The sequence below is a fragment of the Pelagerythrobacter aerophilus genome, assembly GCF_003581645.1.
Classification (GTDB): domain Bacteria; phylum Pseudomonadota; class Alphaproteobacteria; order Sphingomonadales; family Sphingomonadaceae; genus Pelagerythrobacter; species Pelagerythrobacter aerophilus.
In genome coordinates this window covers 97329-111944 of record NZ_QXFK01000019.1, presented here as the reverse complement: position 1 = coordinate 111944, position 14616 = coordinate 97329, and the positions used below count along the sequence as shown (strand labels likewise).

The 14616-nt window shown below is 66.2% G+C and carries 16 protein-coding genes; 11 read left to right on the top strand and 5 right to left on the bottom strand.

The annotated features are described in order from the left end of the window. Window positions 1-56 precede the first annotated feature (56 nt). The 11 genes from D2V04_RS14350 to D2V04_RS14295 all read left to right on the top strand — a co-directional run bounded on the left by D2V04_RS14350 (window position 57) and on the right by D2V04_RS14295 (window position 11626). Complete coding sequence (locus D2V04_RS14350; protein ID WP_119514412.1) at window positions 57-962, top strand: LysR family transcriptional regulator; 906 nt, start codon at window positions 57-59, stop codon at window positions 960-962. A gap of 148 nt (window positions 963-1110) precedes the next feature. Next, entirely contained in the window at window positions 1111-2121 is a 1011-nt protein-coding gene (locus D2V04_RS14345) for a Rieske 2Fe-2S domain-containing protein (RefSeq protein WP_182849767.1), read from the top strand. A gap of 62 nt (window positions 2122-2183) precedes the next feature. After that, window positions 2184-2984, top strand: a complete 801-nt coding sequence (locus D2V04_RS14340; RefSeq protein ID WP_119514410.1) for an acetoacetate decarboxylase family protein — start codon at window positions 2184-2186, stop codon at window positions 2982-2984. After that, on the top strand, window positions 2984-3853 hold the full coding sequence (locus tag D2V04_RS14335; RefSeq protein WP_119514409.1) for an SDR family NAD(P)-dependent oxidoreductase: 870 nt from the start codon (window positions 2984-2986) through the stop codon (window positions 3851-3853). Before D2V04_RS14340 ends, D2V04_RS14335 begins: the two co-directional genes overlap by 1 nt. Further along, entirely contained in the window at window positions 3847-5196 is a 1350-nt protein-coding gene (locus D2V04_RS14330; RefSeq protein WP_119514408.1) for an MFS transporter, read from the top strand. The genes D2V04_RS14335 and D2V04_RS14330 overlap by 7 nt, the downstream gene beginning before the upstream one ends. A gap of 132 nt (window positions 5197-5328) precedes the next feature. After that, window positions 5329-6078: a cytochrome c oxidase assembly protein gene (locus D2V04_RS14325; RefSeq protein ID WP_119514407.1), complete on the top strand. Its 750-nt coding sequence runs from the start codon at window positions 5329-5331 to the stop codon at window positions 6076-6078. After that, window positions 6075-6746: a cytochrome b gene (locus D2V04_RS14320; RefSeq protein ID WP_228766465.1), complete on the top strand. Its 672-nt coding sequence runs from the start codon at window positions 6075-6077 to the stop codon at window positions 6744-6746. Before D2V04_RS14325 ends, D2V04_RS14320 begins: the two co-directional genes overlap by 4 nt. Window positions 6747-7430: 684 nt before the next feature. Then, entirely contained in the window at window positions 7431-7781 is a 351-nt protein-coding gene (locus D2V04_RS14310) for a c-type cytochrome (RefSeq protein ID WP_407672113.1), read from the top strand. Next, complete coding sequence (locus tag D2V04_RS14305; RefSeq protein ID WP_119514405.1) at window positions 7774-8808, top strand: cytochrome c oxidase subunit II; 1035 nt, start codon at window positions 7774-7776, stop codon at window positions 8806-8808. The genes D2V04_RS14310 and D2V04_RS14305 overlap by 8 nt, the downstream gene beginning before the upstream one ends. After that, window positions 8805-11351 carry a cbb3-type cytochrome c oxidase subunit I gene (locus D2V04_RS14300; protein ID WP_119514404.1) on the top strand — a complete coding sequence of 849 codons (2547 nt, stop codon included), beginning with the start codon at window positions 8805-8807 and terminating at the stop codon, window positions 11349-11351. The genes D2V04_RS14305 and D2V04_RS14300 overlap by 4 nt, the downstream gene beginning before the upstream one ends. Further along, a complete protein-coding gene (locus D2V04_RS14295) occupies window positions 11348-11626 on the top strand; it encodes a hypothetical protein (protein WP_119514403.1) in 279 nt (92 codons plus the stop codon). The genes D2V04_RS14300 and D2V04_RS14295 overlap by 4 nt, the downstream gene beginning before the upstream one ends. Here D2V04_RS14295 and D2V04_RS14290 read toward each other — a convergent pair. The 5 genes from D2V04_RS14290 to D2V04_RS14275 form a co-directional block, all read right to left on the bottom strand. Continuing rightward, window positions 11623-12657 (bottom strand): sodium:calcium antiporter, encoded by a 1035-nt coding sequence (locus tag D2V04_RS14290; protein WP_119514402.1) that lies wholly within the window; start codon window positions 12655-12657, stop codon window positions 11623-11625. The two genes, D2V04_RS14295 and D2V04_RS14290, sit on opposite strands and share 4 nt — an antisense overlap. A gap of 38 nt (window positions 12658-12695) precedes the next feature. After that, window positions 12696-12872 (bottom strand): hypothetical protein, encoded by a 177-nt coding sequence (locus D2V04_RS17990; protein ID WP_182849811.1) that lies wholly within the window; start codon window positions 12870-12872, stop codon window positions 12696-12698. Window positions 12873-13007: 135 nt separating this feature from the next. After that, complete coding sequence (locus D2V04_RS14285) at window positions 13008-13457, bottom strand: DUF421 domain-containing protein (protein ID WP_119514401.1); 450 nt, start codon at window positions 13455-13457, stop codon at window positions 13008-13010. Between the two features lie 9 nt (window positions 13458-13466). Then, a complete protein-coding gene (locus D2V04_RS14280; protein ID WP_119514400.1) occupies window positions 13467-13967 on the bottom strand; it encodes a hypothetical protein in 501 nt (166 codons plus the stop codon). Window positions 13968-13993: 26 nt separating this feature from the next. Beyond that, entirely contained in the window at window positions 13994-14491 is a 498-nt protein-coding gene (locus tag D2V04_RS14275) for a hemerythrin domain-containing protein (RefSeq protein ID WP_119514399.1), read from the bottom strand. Window positions 14492-14616: the final 125 nt, after the last annotated feature.

The following is a 14616-nucleotide window of genomic DNA, read 5'->3' as shown; positions in this document are numbered from 1 at the left end:
CCGGACCGATTGTTTTCCCGGGCGGCGATGCTAAGCGTCGCCGCACGGGAGAACGCATGTCCAACTGGCGCGGCATCGAAGAATTTCTGGCGGTCGTACGCCACGGCAGCTTCACTGCTGCCGGCGAGAAGCTGGGCGTCTCCAAGTCCTTCGTCAGCAAGACCGTGCAGGAACTGGAGCAACGCCTGGGCGTGCAGCTTCTCGTGCGCACCACCCGGCGGTTGTCGCTGACGGGCGCGGGCAAGAGCTTCTACGCCGAATGCTCTGAGCTGCAGGACCGGCTCGAACAGGTGGAGCGCCGGGTCGCTCGCTACAGTTCCGAGCCGGTCGGGCGCCTGCGGGTAGGGCTGAGCGACATCTTCGGCTCCGACTTCATGTCGATGATGCTCGCCGAGTTCAGCCGCGAGAACCCGGCCGTCGTGATCGAGGCGATCGCCTATCTCGACGAGAACGAGATCTCGCAGGAGCAGTACGACGTCGTCATCCGCTACGGCAATCTGCCCAGCTCGAGCCTGCGCGCCCGCATGTTCGGGTACTTGTCATACTGCCTCTGCGCCTCGCCCGACTATGTCGAGCGCAAGGGCTGGCCCTCCAAACCGGCCGATCTGCGCAATCACGACTGCCTGACCGACCTCACCGCCACCATGCGGTTCAACGACGATGTCGAGGTCAAGGTCTCGCCGCGCTGGCGCAGCAACAGCGGGATCTCGCTGCGCAGCGCGGTGCGGCAGGGCATCGGCATAGCCAGCCTGCCGATCTCGATCATGCGGCAAGGCCTGGCCGACGGGACGGTGCTCGCGCTGGAGGAGGATTGGGCCTATTTCGATCGCGAGTGTTGGGTCGTTTACTCGCCAGGGATCATGGCCGCCTCGACCCGCGCCTTCATCGATTTCCTCGTGCGTTACGTGAACCGCGAGAAGGTCCGCCCGTCGCTCGCGGCCAAGCTGGCGGCGCGTTACTAAGCGGTTCGCGATTGTCCGCTCACATGCACGAAGAGTGCGCGACCGAAGCCTTCCGCACCGGACCCCAGCGGTTATTCTGCCATCCAACGAACAGACAGGTGTGTTCGCCGGGCGGGCGAGCAACGCCGGAGAAGAGAGGATAGTGATCGTGCCCCAGGTGGAACGTTTCCCCATGCCCATCCCGTTCGGCTGGTTCTGCGTGGGCTATTCGTCGGACCTTGCCGTAGGCGACGTGAAGCCGCTCCGTTATTTCGGCCGCGATCTGGTGCTGTTCCGCAACGAGCAGGGCGAGGCCGGCCTGCTCGACGCCTACTGTCCGCACCTCGGCGCGCATCTCGGTTATGGCGGGCGGGTCGAAGGCGATTCCATCCGCTGCCCGTTCCATGCCTGGCAGTTCCGGCCCGACGGATTCTGTTCGAAGATTCCCTATGCCAAAGCCTTCCCGCCGCGCGCGAAGCGTGAGCCGCTGGCGCAATCCTATCCCGTCACCGAAAATTCCGGTGTGATCTGGGCGTGGTACCACCCCGACGACGTCGCACCCGAGTTCGACGTGCTCGACTATCCCGAATTCGTGGACCCGGAATGGGCCGCGCCGACCAAGCGCGAATGGCGCTTCGCCAGCAATCCGCAGGAGATCGCCGAGAACGGCGTCGATGTCGCCCACTTCGCCTACGTTCACTCGATGGACGCGGTGCCCGAGGGCGAAACCAAGTACGAAGGCGTGCGCCGCCATTCGTTCGTGCACGGCCACCGCACGATCCCGTTGCCTTCGGGCGAGGTCAAGGAAGTGCCGTACTCGGTGGAGACCGTGCAGAACGGCGCAGGGCAGAAGTTCACCCGCCTCAAGGGCCTGGTTGAGTTGAGCCTGCTGGTTCTCGCCACCCCGGTCGAGGCCGACGACGTCGAACTGCGCTTCTGCTTCACGCACCCCAAAGTCGAGCCCGGCTCGATGGAGGAGAAGGTGGTGCAGGAAGCGATCGCCAACACCTGCGGCCAGAAGGGCGTCGAAGGCGACATTCCGATCTGGGAGCACAAGATCCACCGCGCGCAGCCCTACCTGTGCGACGGCGACGGCCCGATCCTGCGTTTCCGCCGGTACTTCGAGCAGTTCTATGCCGAGGGTCCGGAAGGCGGCCGGCTGAGCGTCGCTGCCGAATAGGCACGGCGCGGCCGGGTGCGGCCAGAAATTTCGAACAGAACGAACGAGAGAGGAGAAGTCTTATGTCCAGGCTCCGCTATGTCGAGGGTCCGAGCGATAACCGTGGGGCGGGCATGCTGCGCAACACTGTCTACGGCGTCCGCGCGACCTACGAGACCGACCGCGAGGTGATCGACGCCCTGCTGCCGCGCCCGCTCGAAGCGCTCGAGCGACCGGAGATCTGGCTGCAGATGGTCCACGTCGCGATGCACCGGAGCGAGGACGAGACGATCGAGATCGGTGCGCTCACCGCGACCGTTCCCTGCACGCACGAGGGCGCTCCGGGCGCCTACTGCTTCCACATGGCGATGGAGGGCGAAAGCGTCGTCACTTCGGGCCGCGAACGCTACGGCGAGCCGAAGAAGATCGCCGAGACCCATTTCGAGCGCGACGGCGACCGCATCCGCGCGACCTGCACGCGCCACGGCATCCCCTATTTCGAGATCGAGGGCGCGATCGGCGACAAGATCGACGAGCCGCTCGAGTTCGAGGAGCACATCTTCTGCTACAAGGGGCTGCCCTCGATCAGCACGCCGGACGAGTTCGACGGCGACGTGTTCCTCACGCGCCTGAACTGGCAGCGCAAATACACCGACCGCCGCGCGATGAACGGCACGATCACCCTGCGCGAGTCGCCGTGGGATCCGCTCGCCGACATTCCGGTCCGCAAGCTCCTCGACATGCAGTACGTCGAAGGCGGCACGGCCACCGGCGGTCAGCTCTTGCGCACGGTGCCGGGCGAGTGGATCGCGCCGCACTGGGTCGGCCGGATGGACGATCCGCGCAACGCCGGCATCGAACTCGGCCAGCGAAAGGCGGCCTGATGCAGGATTTCTCGGGCCGCGTCGCGGTCGTTACCGGCGGAGCCAGCGGCGTCGGCAAGTGCCTCTGCACGCAGCTTGCTGAGCAGGGCGCGCATGTCGTGATCGTCGACATCGATCCCGGGCGGATCGAGGCGACGCGCAGCGCGATCGAGGGTGCCGGCAGCGGCCGCGTGCTCGGCATGGCCTGCGACGTGACCCGCGAGGAGGACGTGCGCGCGCTGGCGGAAAAGGTCTTCGCGGAGTTTCCGACCGTCCACCTGCTGTTCAACAACGCAGGAGTCGGTCTGGGCGAGGCGGCCAAGAAGATGTGGGACATTCCCATGAGCGACTGGCGCTGGGGACTCGACGTCAATGTCCTCGGCGTGGTCCACGGGATCGCCGCCTTCGTGCCGCGGATGCTCGCCGCCGGAGAGGAAGGGGTGGTGATCAACACCTCGTCCACCAACGGCGGGCTCCGTTCGCTGCCCAACACACCGATCTACGCGGCGACCAAGGCGGCGGTGACGAGCATTTCCGAAGTGCTGCACCAGCAATTGCTGCGCGAAGGCGGCAAGCTGCGGGCCGCGATCTTGTTCCCGGGACCGCATACGGTGAACACCGGAATTCTTGCGTCTGGCGAAGTGCGACCGGCGCAGTATGTCGACAATGAAGATCAGAAGAAGGTCGCCTACCGCACGATGGACGATTTGCTGAAAACGACCGGTCTGCAGATGAAGCTGACCGAGCCGGAGGAAGTTGCCGAATTCGCCCTCGCTGGCGTCCGGTCGGGACGCTTCTGGCTGATCCCGGACAATCCGGACGGCGACAAGATGATCGCCGTCCGGACCGAGCAGATCCTTGCTCGGCAGGACCCGCCTTCCGCATGGTAGCCGCGTCACCAACGCTATCGGCAGGGGATGGCGCCGCTCCGCATCGGGGCGGCGCTTTCCGCTGGCTGGTGGTCGCGATCCTGTTCGTCGGCTATTGCTTCAGCGCGATCGACGCGCGCGTGCTGACGCTGATGGTCGAGCCGATCCAGAGAGATCTCGGCCTGTCCGACTTCGAGATGGGGCTGCTGCAGGGCTTCGCCTTCTCGATCCTCTATTCCATGGCCGCGCTCCCCATCGGCCGCTACGTCGATCGTGCGAAGCGCCGTTCGATGCTGATCTTCTGGGGTGTGCTGTTCTGGTCGCTGATGACCGCGATGTGCGGCTTTGCGAGCAGCTTCGTCGGCCTGTTCATCGCCCGCGTCGGCGTGGGCGTGGGCGAGGCGACGCTGAGCCCGACCGCCTATTCGCTGATCAGCGATTATTTCGAACGCAAGCGGCGGGCGCTGGCGATCAGCTTCTATGCAATCGGCTATCCGATCGGTGGAGGGCTCGCGCTGCTGATCGGCGGCTGGCTGATCACCCACTTTACCGATCAGGGCGGGCTCATCCTGCCTCTGCTCGGCGATTTCGAGCCGTGGCAAGCAGTGTTCCTCTGCGTCGCCGCGCCGGGCGTGCTGATCGCGGCGGCAATGCTCCTGATCCGCGAGCCGCCACGCCAGGAACTGGCGAAGGAGCTGGCGCAACAGAGCACGCTGCGCGAGGGGTTCGACTACGTGATGCAGCGCAAGGTGCTGTTCGGCTCGTTGATCGGCTCGCTCGGACTGATCGCGCTGCTTGCCATCGGTACAGCGCTGTGGTTCCCGACGTTCCTCATCCGCACTTACAGCATGAGCCCCGGCGACGTGGGTATCTACTACGGCGGAGTCATGCTGGTGTTCGGCACTGTGGGCACGCTGTTCGGCGGGTGGCTCTCCGGGCGATTGATGCATTCGGGACGGGCCGACGCGAACATGCGCATCGTCCTGTTCTCGACGCTTCTGAAGGGCTTTCCCCTGATCCTGGCGCCGCTGATGCCGAGCGCAACGCTCGCGCTGGCGATGATGGCGCTGGGAACGCTGATCGGACAGGCCTCGCAAGGAGTGATGCTGGCCGCGATCCAGGACGTGACGCCGAACCAGCTTCGCGGGCAGGTCACGGCGATTGCGCTGCTGGCGGTCAACCTGCTCGGCATGGGTCTGGGCGCGAGCGTCATCGCGGCGATCACCGACTTCGGCTTCGGCGACCAGGGCGCGCTGCGCTACTCGATCGCGATCACCGGCGCCGTCACGCTGCCGCTGATCCTGATCATGCTGGTTGCGGCGCTGCCGCACTACCGCCGCGCGGTGGAGCAGCTCGCGAGCTGACCGCCCGATGACGGACTTCGACCGGGCTCGGCCTCGCGAGGGGCCGGGCCCGGCGCTGCCATCGGGATGTTTCGCGAAACCAGGTGCCGTGCCCGGCGTTGGGAGACGTATGAGGGCGGCGGTTGATCCTTGATGGCTGGCAGGGCGCAGATCTGGCTCACCTGGTGCGGCTCCGCGCCGGAACCTGCCGAACTCGCCTCGCGCTGGAACTGGGACCCGTGGCTGCTTGCCGCGATAGCGATTGCCGCGGCGGCGCACACCCTGCTCACCCCGCGAGACCGGACCCGGGACGCGGCCTTCGCCGGTCTCGTACTAGCGGTTCTTGTGCTTTTCGTTTCGCCGTTCTGCGCGCTGAGCGCGGCGCTGTTTACCGCGCGGGTAGTGCATCATCTGGCGCTCGTGTTCGTGGCCGCGCCCCTGGTCGTGATCCTGTGGGGCGGAACCTTGCTGCGCTTGTCGGGATCGTTGGCTATCTGGACGGCCATTCAGGCGCTGGTGTTTTGGGCGTGGCATGCGCCTGCGCTCTACGCCGGGGCGCTTTCGCATGATGGCCTGTTCTGGGCGATGCAGCTCTCGATCACCCTCTCCTCGGCCGTCTGGTGGGCCAAGCTGATGCGGGCGCCCGCCGCCGGTGCGGTCGCCAGCCTGCTGGTGGCAATGGTCCTGATGGGGCTGCTCGGCGCGCTGCTGACGTTCGTGCCGCGGCCTATCTACGAACCGCACCTCCTGACCACGCAGCCCTGGGGCTTCACCTCGCTGGAGGACCAGCAGATCGGAGGTGTGGTGATGTGGGCCCCGGGATCGCTGATCTACCTGCTGGCGGCGATGGCGATCCTGTTCCGCAGGCTGTTTCGCATGCCCACTGTGGAGTCCCTTCGGTGAGGGAGACCATCGCCGAGTGGGCGGAGGACTATCGCGGCCGCGGCCGCTACACGCCCGTCGGAGTCGCCTTCCACTGGGTCATGGCGGCGGTGGTCATATTCCAGCTCGTCTCCGGCTGGATGATGCAGCGCTATCCGGTCGGCGCCGACAAGATCGAGGCTTACCGGCTGCACAGCGAGATCGGGCTGACGCTGCTGTTGCTGGGCGCGCTGCGGCTTCTCTGGCGGCTCATGGTGCCGGGCCCGATCAATGCAGCCGACAAGATGGGCTGGAAGACCTCGATGGCCCACGCCCTGCACATCATCTTCTACGCCTTGTTCGTGATCCTGCCGCTGACCGGATGGATCATGTGGTCGTCGATCGATCCGCCGATGCCGCTCAGGCTGGCCGGGCTGGTCGAGGTGCCGCCGATGCCCTTTGCGGACCTGACGCCCGAATGGCGCCTATGGCTGCTCGACTGGTCGGAGGACGCCCATGCGGCCGGTGTGATCCTGCTGACGTTGCTGATCCCGGTGCACGCGGTCGCGGCGGTCAAGCACCATTTCTGGGATCGTGACGATGTTCTAGAAGGGATGCTGCCCGAGGTTCCCGACGATGCGTCGCATCCGGCAGGCGCGCAGCACACGCCGCCACAGCTCGAAGTTCCCGTTCGTGCAAAAGGCGACTGACCTCGCCCATCGCTCCCTGGGGATCGCCGTAGCGACGGCCGCTGCGCCAGGCGCGCAACTGGCTCTCGTTATAGGCCGCCGTTTGCCAGGCGAGCGGCGGCCCGGCAGCACCCGCGCCTGCGAGATCGCGGCCGTGGCACGCGGTGCAGGCCGGCAGGTCGCGGGAGGGATCGCCCGAGAAGACGAGTTGCCGCGCAGCGGCAGTGCAGGCTTGCCTGTTCGCGGCAGCGCCGGGCGGCGGCTCCATTTCGGCATAATAGCTCGCGACGGCATTGCGCGCATCCCACGAAAGGCGTGCGGCGATTGCCTCCATTTCCGGGTGCCGGCGCTGGCCTGCCTCGTAGAGCTCGAGTTGGCGGACGAAATAGCCCGGGTCGAGCCCGGCCAGCTGAGGCGTCAGCTCGCCGTCGCCTTCTCCTTCCATTCCGTGGCAGACGATGCAGGCGTTGGCGGCGCCGGCATCGCCGCCGGACAGGGCGATCAGTTCGCCGCTCTGCTCGAAAGGATTGGCGACGGGCGCCGTGTCGGTGCAGCCCGTGGAGAGCATTGTCGCGGCCATTGCGAAGGTCGTGTTCTTCACTCTCCCCATCGTGGGCAGGAACCGGCGCCGGGCGTGAACGGTTCCCCAGTCTGATGGGGGAGCGCGATGCAACGATCGGATCTCGTCGAGTATGGCAAATCGCAGTGGCGACTTTGCTGACGGTGGTCGCGTGCAAGCCGCCGCCCGATGACCGAACGTCGCTGTCCGCCGACGCCGCCGAACGCGGCAGGGCGGTGATCGAGCGCGTCTCGTGCGGGTCCTGCCACGTGATGCCCGGCATCGACTGGCCGCAAGGGCGTGCCGGGCCTTCGCTGGAGGGATTCGACGATGTCGGTCTGATCGCCGGCGCACTGCCCAACACGCCCGGCAATCTGGCGGCCTTCGTCCGCGATGCGCCGGCCGCGAAGCCGGGCTCGACCATGCCGGCGATGCCGATCACGGCCGCCGAGGCACAGGATGTTGCGGCCTATCTCTATGGAATGAACGATGAATAAGGGCGCAGCGTCCGGCATCATGGAGGCGCTGTGGGGCTGGCCGCCGCCCGTGCTCGACCCGGCGGGGCCCTATGCGAGCAGTATCACGACGCTGGCCTGGGCGCTGTTCGCCATGGGGGTGCTGGTCACCGGGATCGTGATCGCCGCGCTCTACGTCGCGATCAAGGGGCCGGAGCGCTGGCGGGAGAAACTGGGTGGCGAGAAGGCCGTGTGGATCGGCGGGATCGCCTTTCCGGCCGTGGTCCTCACCGGCCTGCTGATCTGGGGGCTGGCGCTCACCGCATCGCTGACCGAGCCGATCACCGGCCGCGAAGCCCGCGTGCGGGTCACGGGCGAGCTATGGTGGTTCCGCGTAGAGTATCTCGACCCCGCAGGCCGCGTGATCGTGCGCGACGCAAACGAGTTGCATCTGCCGCTGGATCGGCCCGTGGTGCTCGAACTGCGCTCGGCGGACGTGGTTCACAGCCTCTGGATACCGCATCTTTCGGGCAAGATGGACATGGTGCCGGGGCGGATCAATCAACTGCGGGTCGAAGCGAGCCGGACCGGCAGGTTCGGCGGCGTCTGCGCGGAATATTGCGGCGGACCCCACGCGCTGATGGGGTTCGTAACCCAGGTCCATGAAGCAGCGGACTATGATCGCTGGCTGGCGGCCCACGCGGCGCGGCAGGCGGAATCGGTCTCGCCCGGCATGGTGCCGGGAGCACCGGCCGATGTCCCGCGCGACCCCGCCGCGCCCCAGCGCTACGACCCCGCCCAGGGGTGGAGGCTGTTCCGCGATACCGGCTGCGCCGCCTGCCACCGCATCGCCGGCACCGAGGCGAACGGCCTCGCCGGCCCCGACCTCACCCACGTCGGCAGCCGGCTGAGCCTGGGCGCCGGCATCCTACCCAATCATCGCGGTACGATGATCGGGTGGATTGCCGACAGCCAATCGATCAAACCCGGCAACCGCATGCCGAGCTACGACCGGCTCTCCGCCGAGGAACTCGGCCATATCGCCGCTTTCCTGGAAGCGCAGAAGTGAGCGAAACCGGCTTCGACCACGCGCTCTACGACCGCTTTCCCACCTCCGGTCCGCGGCCGGAGGGGGAACTGGAAAAGCTGGAGAAAGCCTGGCGCGTTCCGCCGGGGTGGGGCCTGCTGACTGAGGTCAACAACAACTACGTCGGCTTCTGGTACGTCTCGGTCGCGTTCCTGTTCTTCGTCCTCGCCGGGATTCTCGCGCTGATCATGCGCGTGCAACTCGCCGCGCCGCTGCAGGACATCGTGCCGATGGAGACCTACAACCAGGTCTTCACCATGCACGGCACGGTGATGATGTTCCTCTTTGCGGTGCCGATGGTGGAGGCCATCGGCGTGCTGCTGCTGCCGCAGATGCTGGGCGCTCGCGACTTGCCGTTCCCGCGCCTGTCCGCCTTCGCCTTCTGGGCCTATGCGATCGGCGGGATCTCGTTCTTCCTCTCGCTGTTCGTCGGCCTCGCGCCCGACGGCGGCTGGTTCATGTACCCGCCGCTGACCTCGATCGCATTCTCCCCAGGTATCAACGCCGACTTCTGGCTGCTCGGGATCGGCTTCATCGAGATTTCGGCCATCGCCGGCGCGATCGAGATCATCGTCGGCGTGCTGCGCACCCGCGCGCCCGGGATGACGCTCGACCGCATGCCGATGTTCGCCTGGGCCATGCTGGTTTTCGCCTTCATGATCATCCTCGCGTTCCCGTCGGTGATCCTGTGCACTCTGCTGCTCGAGCTGGAGCGGGCGTTCAACTGGCCGTTCTTCGATCCCACGCGGGGCGGCGATCCGCTGCTGTGGCAGCACCTGTTCTGGTTCTTCGGCCACCCGGAGGTCTACATCATCTTCCTGCCCGCCGCCGGGCTGATGAGCATGATGGCGACCACCGTCGTGCGGAAGAGTCTCGTCGGCTACCGGCTCAACGCGCTGGCGCTGGTGGCGACGGGTTTCATCAGCTTCGGCGTATGGGCGCACCACATGTTCGCGACCGGCATGCCGCGGGTCGCGACCGGGTATTTCTCCGCGGCCTCGATGGCGGTCAGCCTGCCGGCGGGCATCCAGGTGTTCTGCTGGATCGCCACGCTTGCGAGCGGACGCATCCGCTGGAACACCGTCTCGCTATTCGTGATCGGCAGCGTGCTCGTCTTCACCATGGGCGGGCTGACCGGCGTGATGGTGGCGATGGTTCCGTTCGACTGGCAGGCGCACGACACCTACTTCATCGTCGCGCATCTCCATTACGTGCTGATAGGCGGGATGGTGTTTCCGATGTTCGCCGCCTTCTATCACTGGGCCGGGCTGACGAGCCGGAACGCGCTTTCGGAGCGGGTCGGGAAGTGGGTCTTCGGCTTGATGTTCGCGGGCATTCACATCGCGTTCCTGCCGATGCACCTGACCGGCCTGATGGGGATGCCGCGGCGCGTCTACACCTATCTGCCGGACCGCGGGTTCGACGTGCTGAACCTTATTTCGACCGTCGGCGCCTTCGTGATGGCCGCAGGCGTCGCGCTGTTCGTCTTCGATCTCGCGCGCCGCTTCCGCTTCACGGTCGATAAGGATGCCGGCAACGTCTACGATGCCGGCACGATCGACTGGCTGCCGACGGGCCTCTACTCGGTCCGGTCGATCCCGGTGATCCGCACCCGCGAACCGCTGTGGGACAATCCGGAGATCTGCCGCGACGTGGAGGAGGGGCGCTACTTCCTTCCCGGCACCGCGACCGGTCTGCGGGAGACGATCATTACCTCGCCCGCCAATGCCGAGCCCGAATACCTCCAGATCATGCCGGGGCCGTCGCCCTGGCCGGTCGCCTCGGCGGCGTTTACCGCGGGCTTCTTCCTGTCGCTGACCGTGCAGGCCTATGCGTTCGGCTTTGCCTGCGGTGCCGTCGCCGTCTTCGCGACGCTGCGCTGGCTGTGGGAAACCGACCGTCCGGTGCGAAAGCGGATGGCCGATATCGGCGCCGGCATCGAAGTGCCGATCCAGATCCCGGGCCCGAAGAGCCATGGCTGGTGGGCGCTGAATTCGCTCATGGCGGTGATCGGGATGATCGCGCTGATGGCGAGCTTCGCCTATCTCTACCTCTACGGCATTCACCCCGACGTGTGGATCGCCCCGCCATCGCTGGCGACCACCGGGGCGATCGTCGCCCTGCTTCTGCTGGCACTGGCCGCCGCATGGGGCGGACGGCACGTGCTGGCCCGGCATGAGGAGGGCACGTTCGCCGGCCAGATGCCCTGGCTGCTGGCCGGCGCCAGTGCACTGCTTGCGGGTGCGGCCTGCTGGCTCGACATCGAGACATGGAACGCCGCCGGCCTCGCGCCCACGAATAGCGGGCAGGGTGCGACCGTATTCGCGATGATAGCGCTTCAGGGCGGCGTGATCTTCGTTGGCGCGATCATGGCCCTCTATCTCGGCCTGCGGAGCGGGCGCGGCCTGCTGAGGCCACCGGTCAACACGACGATGGACATCGTCTCCCGCTTCCTTGCCTTCGCCGCGCTGCAGGGTTTGGGCTTTGCCGTCCTCACACGGCTGGCACCGGGGCTGGCGGGATGAGCGAGTTCGACAACCGCACCGACTGGATCGCCGTCGTCGCCGCGCTGGTGATCTGGACCGGGCAGTTCATGGCGAAATGGGCCGCCAGCGTGATCTTCCCCGATGCTGCGCCCGGCCGTGTGATCGGACTGCTGTTTTCGCTCGCGGGCCTGGCCGCACTTGCCTGGCTGTGGCGCGTGCGCAAGGTCCGCTCCTTGTGGACGACGGCGGGGCTGGCGATCGCCATCGCCGCCCTGGCCACCGTGTTCGACACCCTCCCGCCGCTGTTCGGCTAAAGGGTGGAGAGCAACCCCAGGCCCAGGGCGAACAGCAGGATCACCGCCGCGGAATCGTAACCCATCTTCAGCACCGTGCGGTCGCGATGTTCGAGCAGGCCGACCAGGAAGATGCCGATCAGCGCGGCACCGAGCAGCGCCGAGACGACCTCGAACGCGCCTAGTTCGTTGATAATCGGCCCACCGGCGAACAATGCATCGCCGAGCAGGATCAGCGACAGGTTGACGAAGTTGGTGCCGAGCACCTGACCAAACGCCATCTCGGGCCGATGGAGCCGCAGGGCGGTGAGAATGGTCGCCAGTTCGGGGGTTGATGTCGCGAGCCCGATCAAGGCGAAGCCGACCAGCGCGCTCGCGATGCCGGTCTGTTCGGCGATCGCATCTCCCGTCTGCGACAGGGCGTAACCTGCGGCGAAGATCAGGCTGCCGTCGATGGCGACCCGCAGCCACAGCGCGGGTGTAGCGACCGGGGTATCTTCCGCGTCTTTCGTCCCGCGCTCGATCTCGTCCGTCTCGATCCTCCACGGGGAGCGTGCATCGTAACCGGTCGCCAGCCGGAAGCAGCCGATGCTCAATGCGCAGATCGCCAGCGCGCCCACACCTACCCCGAAAACCTCGAGGTCGCCGATCGTGATCGCGAGCGCGACCGCGATCAGCACGAGCATGCACAAGGTCGCCATCATCATCGTCGAGGGCCGGGCGACTATGCCGGTCACGGCGGGGCGGCCGAGCCATGCGTCCGCAACCGCGAGAAGAACCACGTTGATCGCCGCGCTGCCGAGAAGGTTGTTCGCGGCGAGCGCCGGGTTCCCCATCACGGAGGCGGTCGCGACATTCGCCACTTCGGGCAGCGAGGTGATGCCACCGAGCAGCAGCATCCCGACGAAGACCCGGTCGATCCGCAGCCGCGCGGCGAGAGTCTCGAGATTGCGAGTCAGCCGGACTCCGGCGAACCAGACGACGATTCCGGCCGTGACGAATATCGCGGCGTTGGCCCAGGGCGGGTTGGAGACGGCGTCTGTCAGCGGCATCGCATGCGAAGGGAACCGGCCGCCGGAGCGGCGCCCCCTTAGAGAATGGGTTTCCCGCCGGTGACCCCGACCAGTTCCGCGGGTTGTCCGGCTCGGCCCGGAAGCGCGTCCTCACCGAAGGTCTTCACCTGCTCGACCGGCATCGTCGAGGGGATGTCCTGCTGGTGAGCCGGCAGCGGAGGCATGACGGTTTCGGGCGGTGCGGTCTGGTTCATGGACAAGGTCCTCGATCGACTTCTGCCGGACAGCGAGAGCGGGCTGCGCCCTTTCGATCGAGGCGCAGCCTCGGCTTCCGAAACGAGGCTTCGGAGCGCTCGTTCCTGAAAGACCGCAGTCCCGAGCGCGTCCGATCAGGCGCCGGGGCGGGGGATGATCGTAATGCCCGCGTCGTTCTCGAGCACGGCGTGCTTGATCTGGTCGAGCCGTTCCAGTCCATGCTGCGCACGCGCGGCCACCATGACGTCCGAGGTATCCATGCGGGTCTTCTTCAACGCGCGTTCGTCGATCTGACCGTCGTGGATCAGGAACGTCGGCCGGCCGTCGATCAGCCTGGAAACCGAAGGCGACCACCGCTTGAGATATGAGAGGCCGACGTCCAGCATGAACAGCGTGACGATCAGGATCACGGCGTTGGTGATCGAGAAATCGTCTCCGAGCAGGGCCTGCTGGGTCGTCTCCGCGACGATCAGCAGAAGCACGAAGTCGAACGGCGTCGCCTGAGCCATGGTGCGGCGCCCCGTTGCCCGGATGATAACCACCAGCAGCAGATAGATCGCAACGCCTCTGATTACGCTGTCCATGCACCTCTCCTAAGGCAGGACCGCAATGGGCAGATCGGCAGTCCGGGCACCGTTCACTTCGAAACGGCCCATGTGCGAGGAAAGCAGGATCCGGCTCGGGCGAATGGAAAAGACGATGCTACGCTGGCCCGGCTCGGCCGAGGAATCGAAAGTATATCGATGGCCCTCCGCCGTCGCCGTGACCGAAGACGGGCGCGGGCTTACCGCTTCGACGGCGAAGATCTCGGCGAACTTCGCAGGGAGGAGAATTTCCAGTCCGTTCGGTGCCGGCTGATCGACCTTGACGGCCAGGTGATCCGTCGCCGACCAGCGGCCGACCCGCGGGATATCCAGCTCTGCCGCTCCTGCCGCAACATGCTGGCGCGACAATGCCCCTCCGCTGCCGGTCAGGCCGAGCAGCGCGACGAGCACCAGCGCCAGCATGATCACCCACAAGATGCGGCTGATAAACCAATGCCGTTCCTGAAGCCTGCGGTCGACGTCAATGTCGATGGAGGATGTGGAACTCATCTCCCGCCTCCCGAGGCAGCCGAGGCCTAGAAAGTGGTGGCTTTGGCCGGAGGCAGGCCGCTCGTCTCCGCCTGGGCCTTGAGTTCCTTCTTGCGGGCCAGCAACTGCTCTCCGAGGGCATTGAGATCCACGTCGGCGGCGCGCGCCTGCTGGAACATGTTGTCCTGCATTTTCTCTTCTTCGCGCACGTGATGCTCGATCTGCTCTTTCAGCACCGAAACCTTGGCGTCGTAGAAGTCCTCGTTCGGGCTGCCTTCGGCGATCTCGTTGACGAGCACCTTGGCGTCGTCATGCTCGACATAGGCTTCCTTGAGCAGGCTCTCCTCGATCTTGCCCTTGAGGGCGGGATAGAAGATTTCCTCCTCGATCATCGTGTGGATCTTCAGCTCGTTGCAGATCGTCTGCGCGATTTCCCTCTTGCGATCGATGCCGGAGGATTTCTCGTATTTCGAAAACAGGCCCTCCACCTCGCGGTGATCTGCCTGCAGGATGTGGGTTGCGTCGGTATCGGTTTTGGTGGCCATGTTTGTGCTCCTCGGCACGCAGACGTTCGTGCACGGCTCGTCGTTCCTCCCGAAAATTGACGAGGCTGCGAAGCGTGGCTTCCGCGCGACCATTCGTGGGCGGAATAAACCCACATCAAAGCGCG

Bases quoted from the DNA above. Each gene is read 5' to 3' on its own strand.
- D2V04_RS14285 (WP_119514401.1), bottom strand. From the start codon at position 13,457: ATGGACAGCGTAATCAGAGGCGTTGCGATCTATCTGCTGCTGGTGGTT.
- D2V04_RS14290 (WP_119514402.1), bottom strand. From the start codon at position 12,657: ATGCCGCTGACAGACGCCGTCTCCAACCCGCCCTGGGCCAACGCCGCG.
- D2V04_RS14280 (WP_119514400.1), bottom strand. From the start codon at position 13,967: ATGAGTTCCACATCCTCCATCGACATTGACGTCGACCGCAGGCTTCAG.
- D2V04_RS14275 (WP_119514399.1), bottom strand. From the start codon at position 14,491: ATGGCCACCAAAACCGATACCGACGCAACCCACATCCTGCAGGCAGAT.
- D2V04_RS17990 (WP_182849811.1), bottom strand. From the start codon at position 12,872: ATGAACCAGACCGCACCGCCCGAAACCGTCATGCCTCCGCTGCCGGCT.
- D2V04_RS14305 (WP_119514405.1), top strand. From the start codon at position 7,774: ATGAATAAGGGCGCAGCGTCCGGCATCATGGAGGCGCTGTGGGGCTGG.
- D2V04_RS14340 (WP_119514410.1), top strand. From the start codon at position 2,184: ATGTCCAGGCTCCGCTATGTCGAGGGTCCGAGCGATAACCGTGGGGCG.
- D2V04_RS14325 (WP_119514407.1), top strand. From the start codon at position 5,329: ATGGCTGGCAGGGCGCAGATCTGGCTCACCTGGTGCGGCTCCGCGCCG.
- D2V04_RS14350 (WP_119514412.1), top strand. From the start codon at position 57: ATGTCCAACTGGCGCGGCATCGAAGAATTTCTGGCGGTCGTACGCCAC.
- D2V04_RS14330 (WP_119514408.1), top strand. From the start codon at position 3,847: ATGGTAGCCGCGTCACCAACGCTATCGGCAGGGGATGGCGCCGCTCCG.
- D2V04_RS14295 (WP_119514403.1), top strand. From the start codon at position 11,348: ATGAGCGAGTTCGACAACCGCACCGACTGGATCGCCGTCGTCGCCGCG.
- D2V04_RS14335 (WP_119514409.1), top strand. From the start codon at position 2,984: ATGCAGGATTTCTCGGGCCGCGTCGCGGTCGTTACCGGCGGAGCCAGC.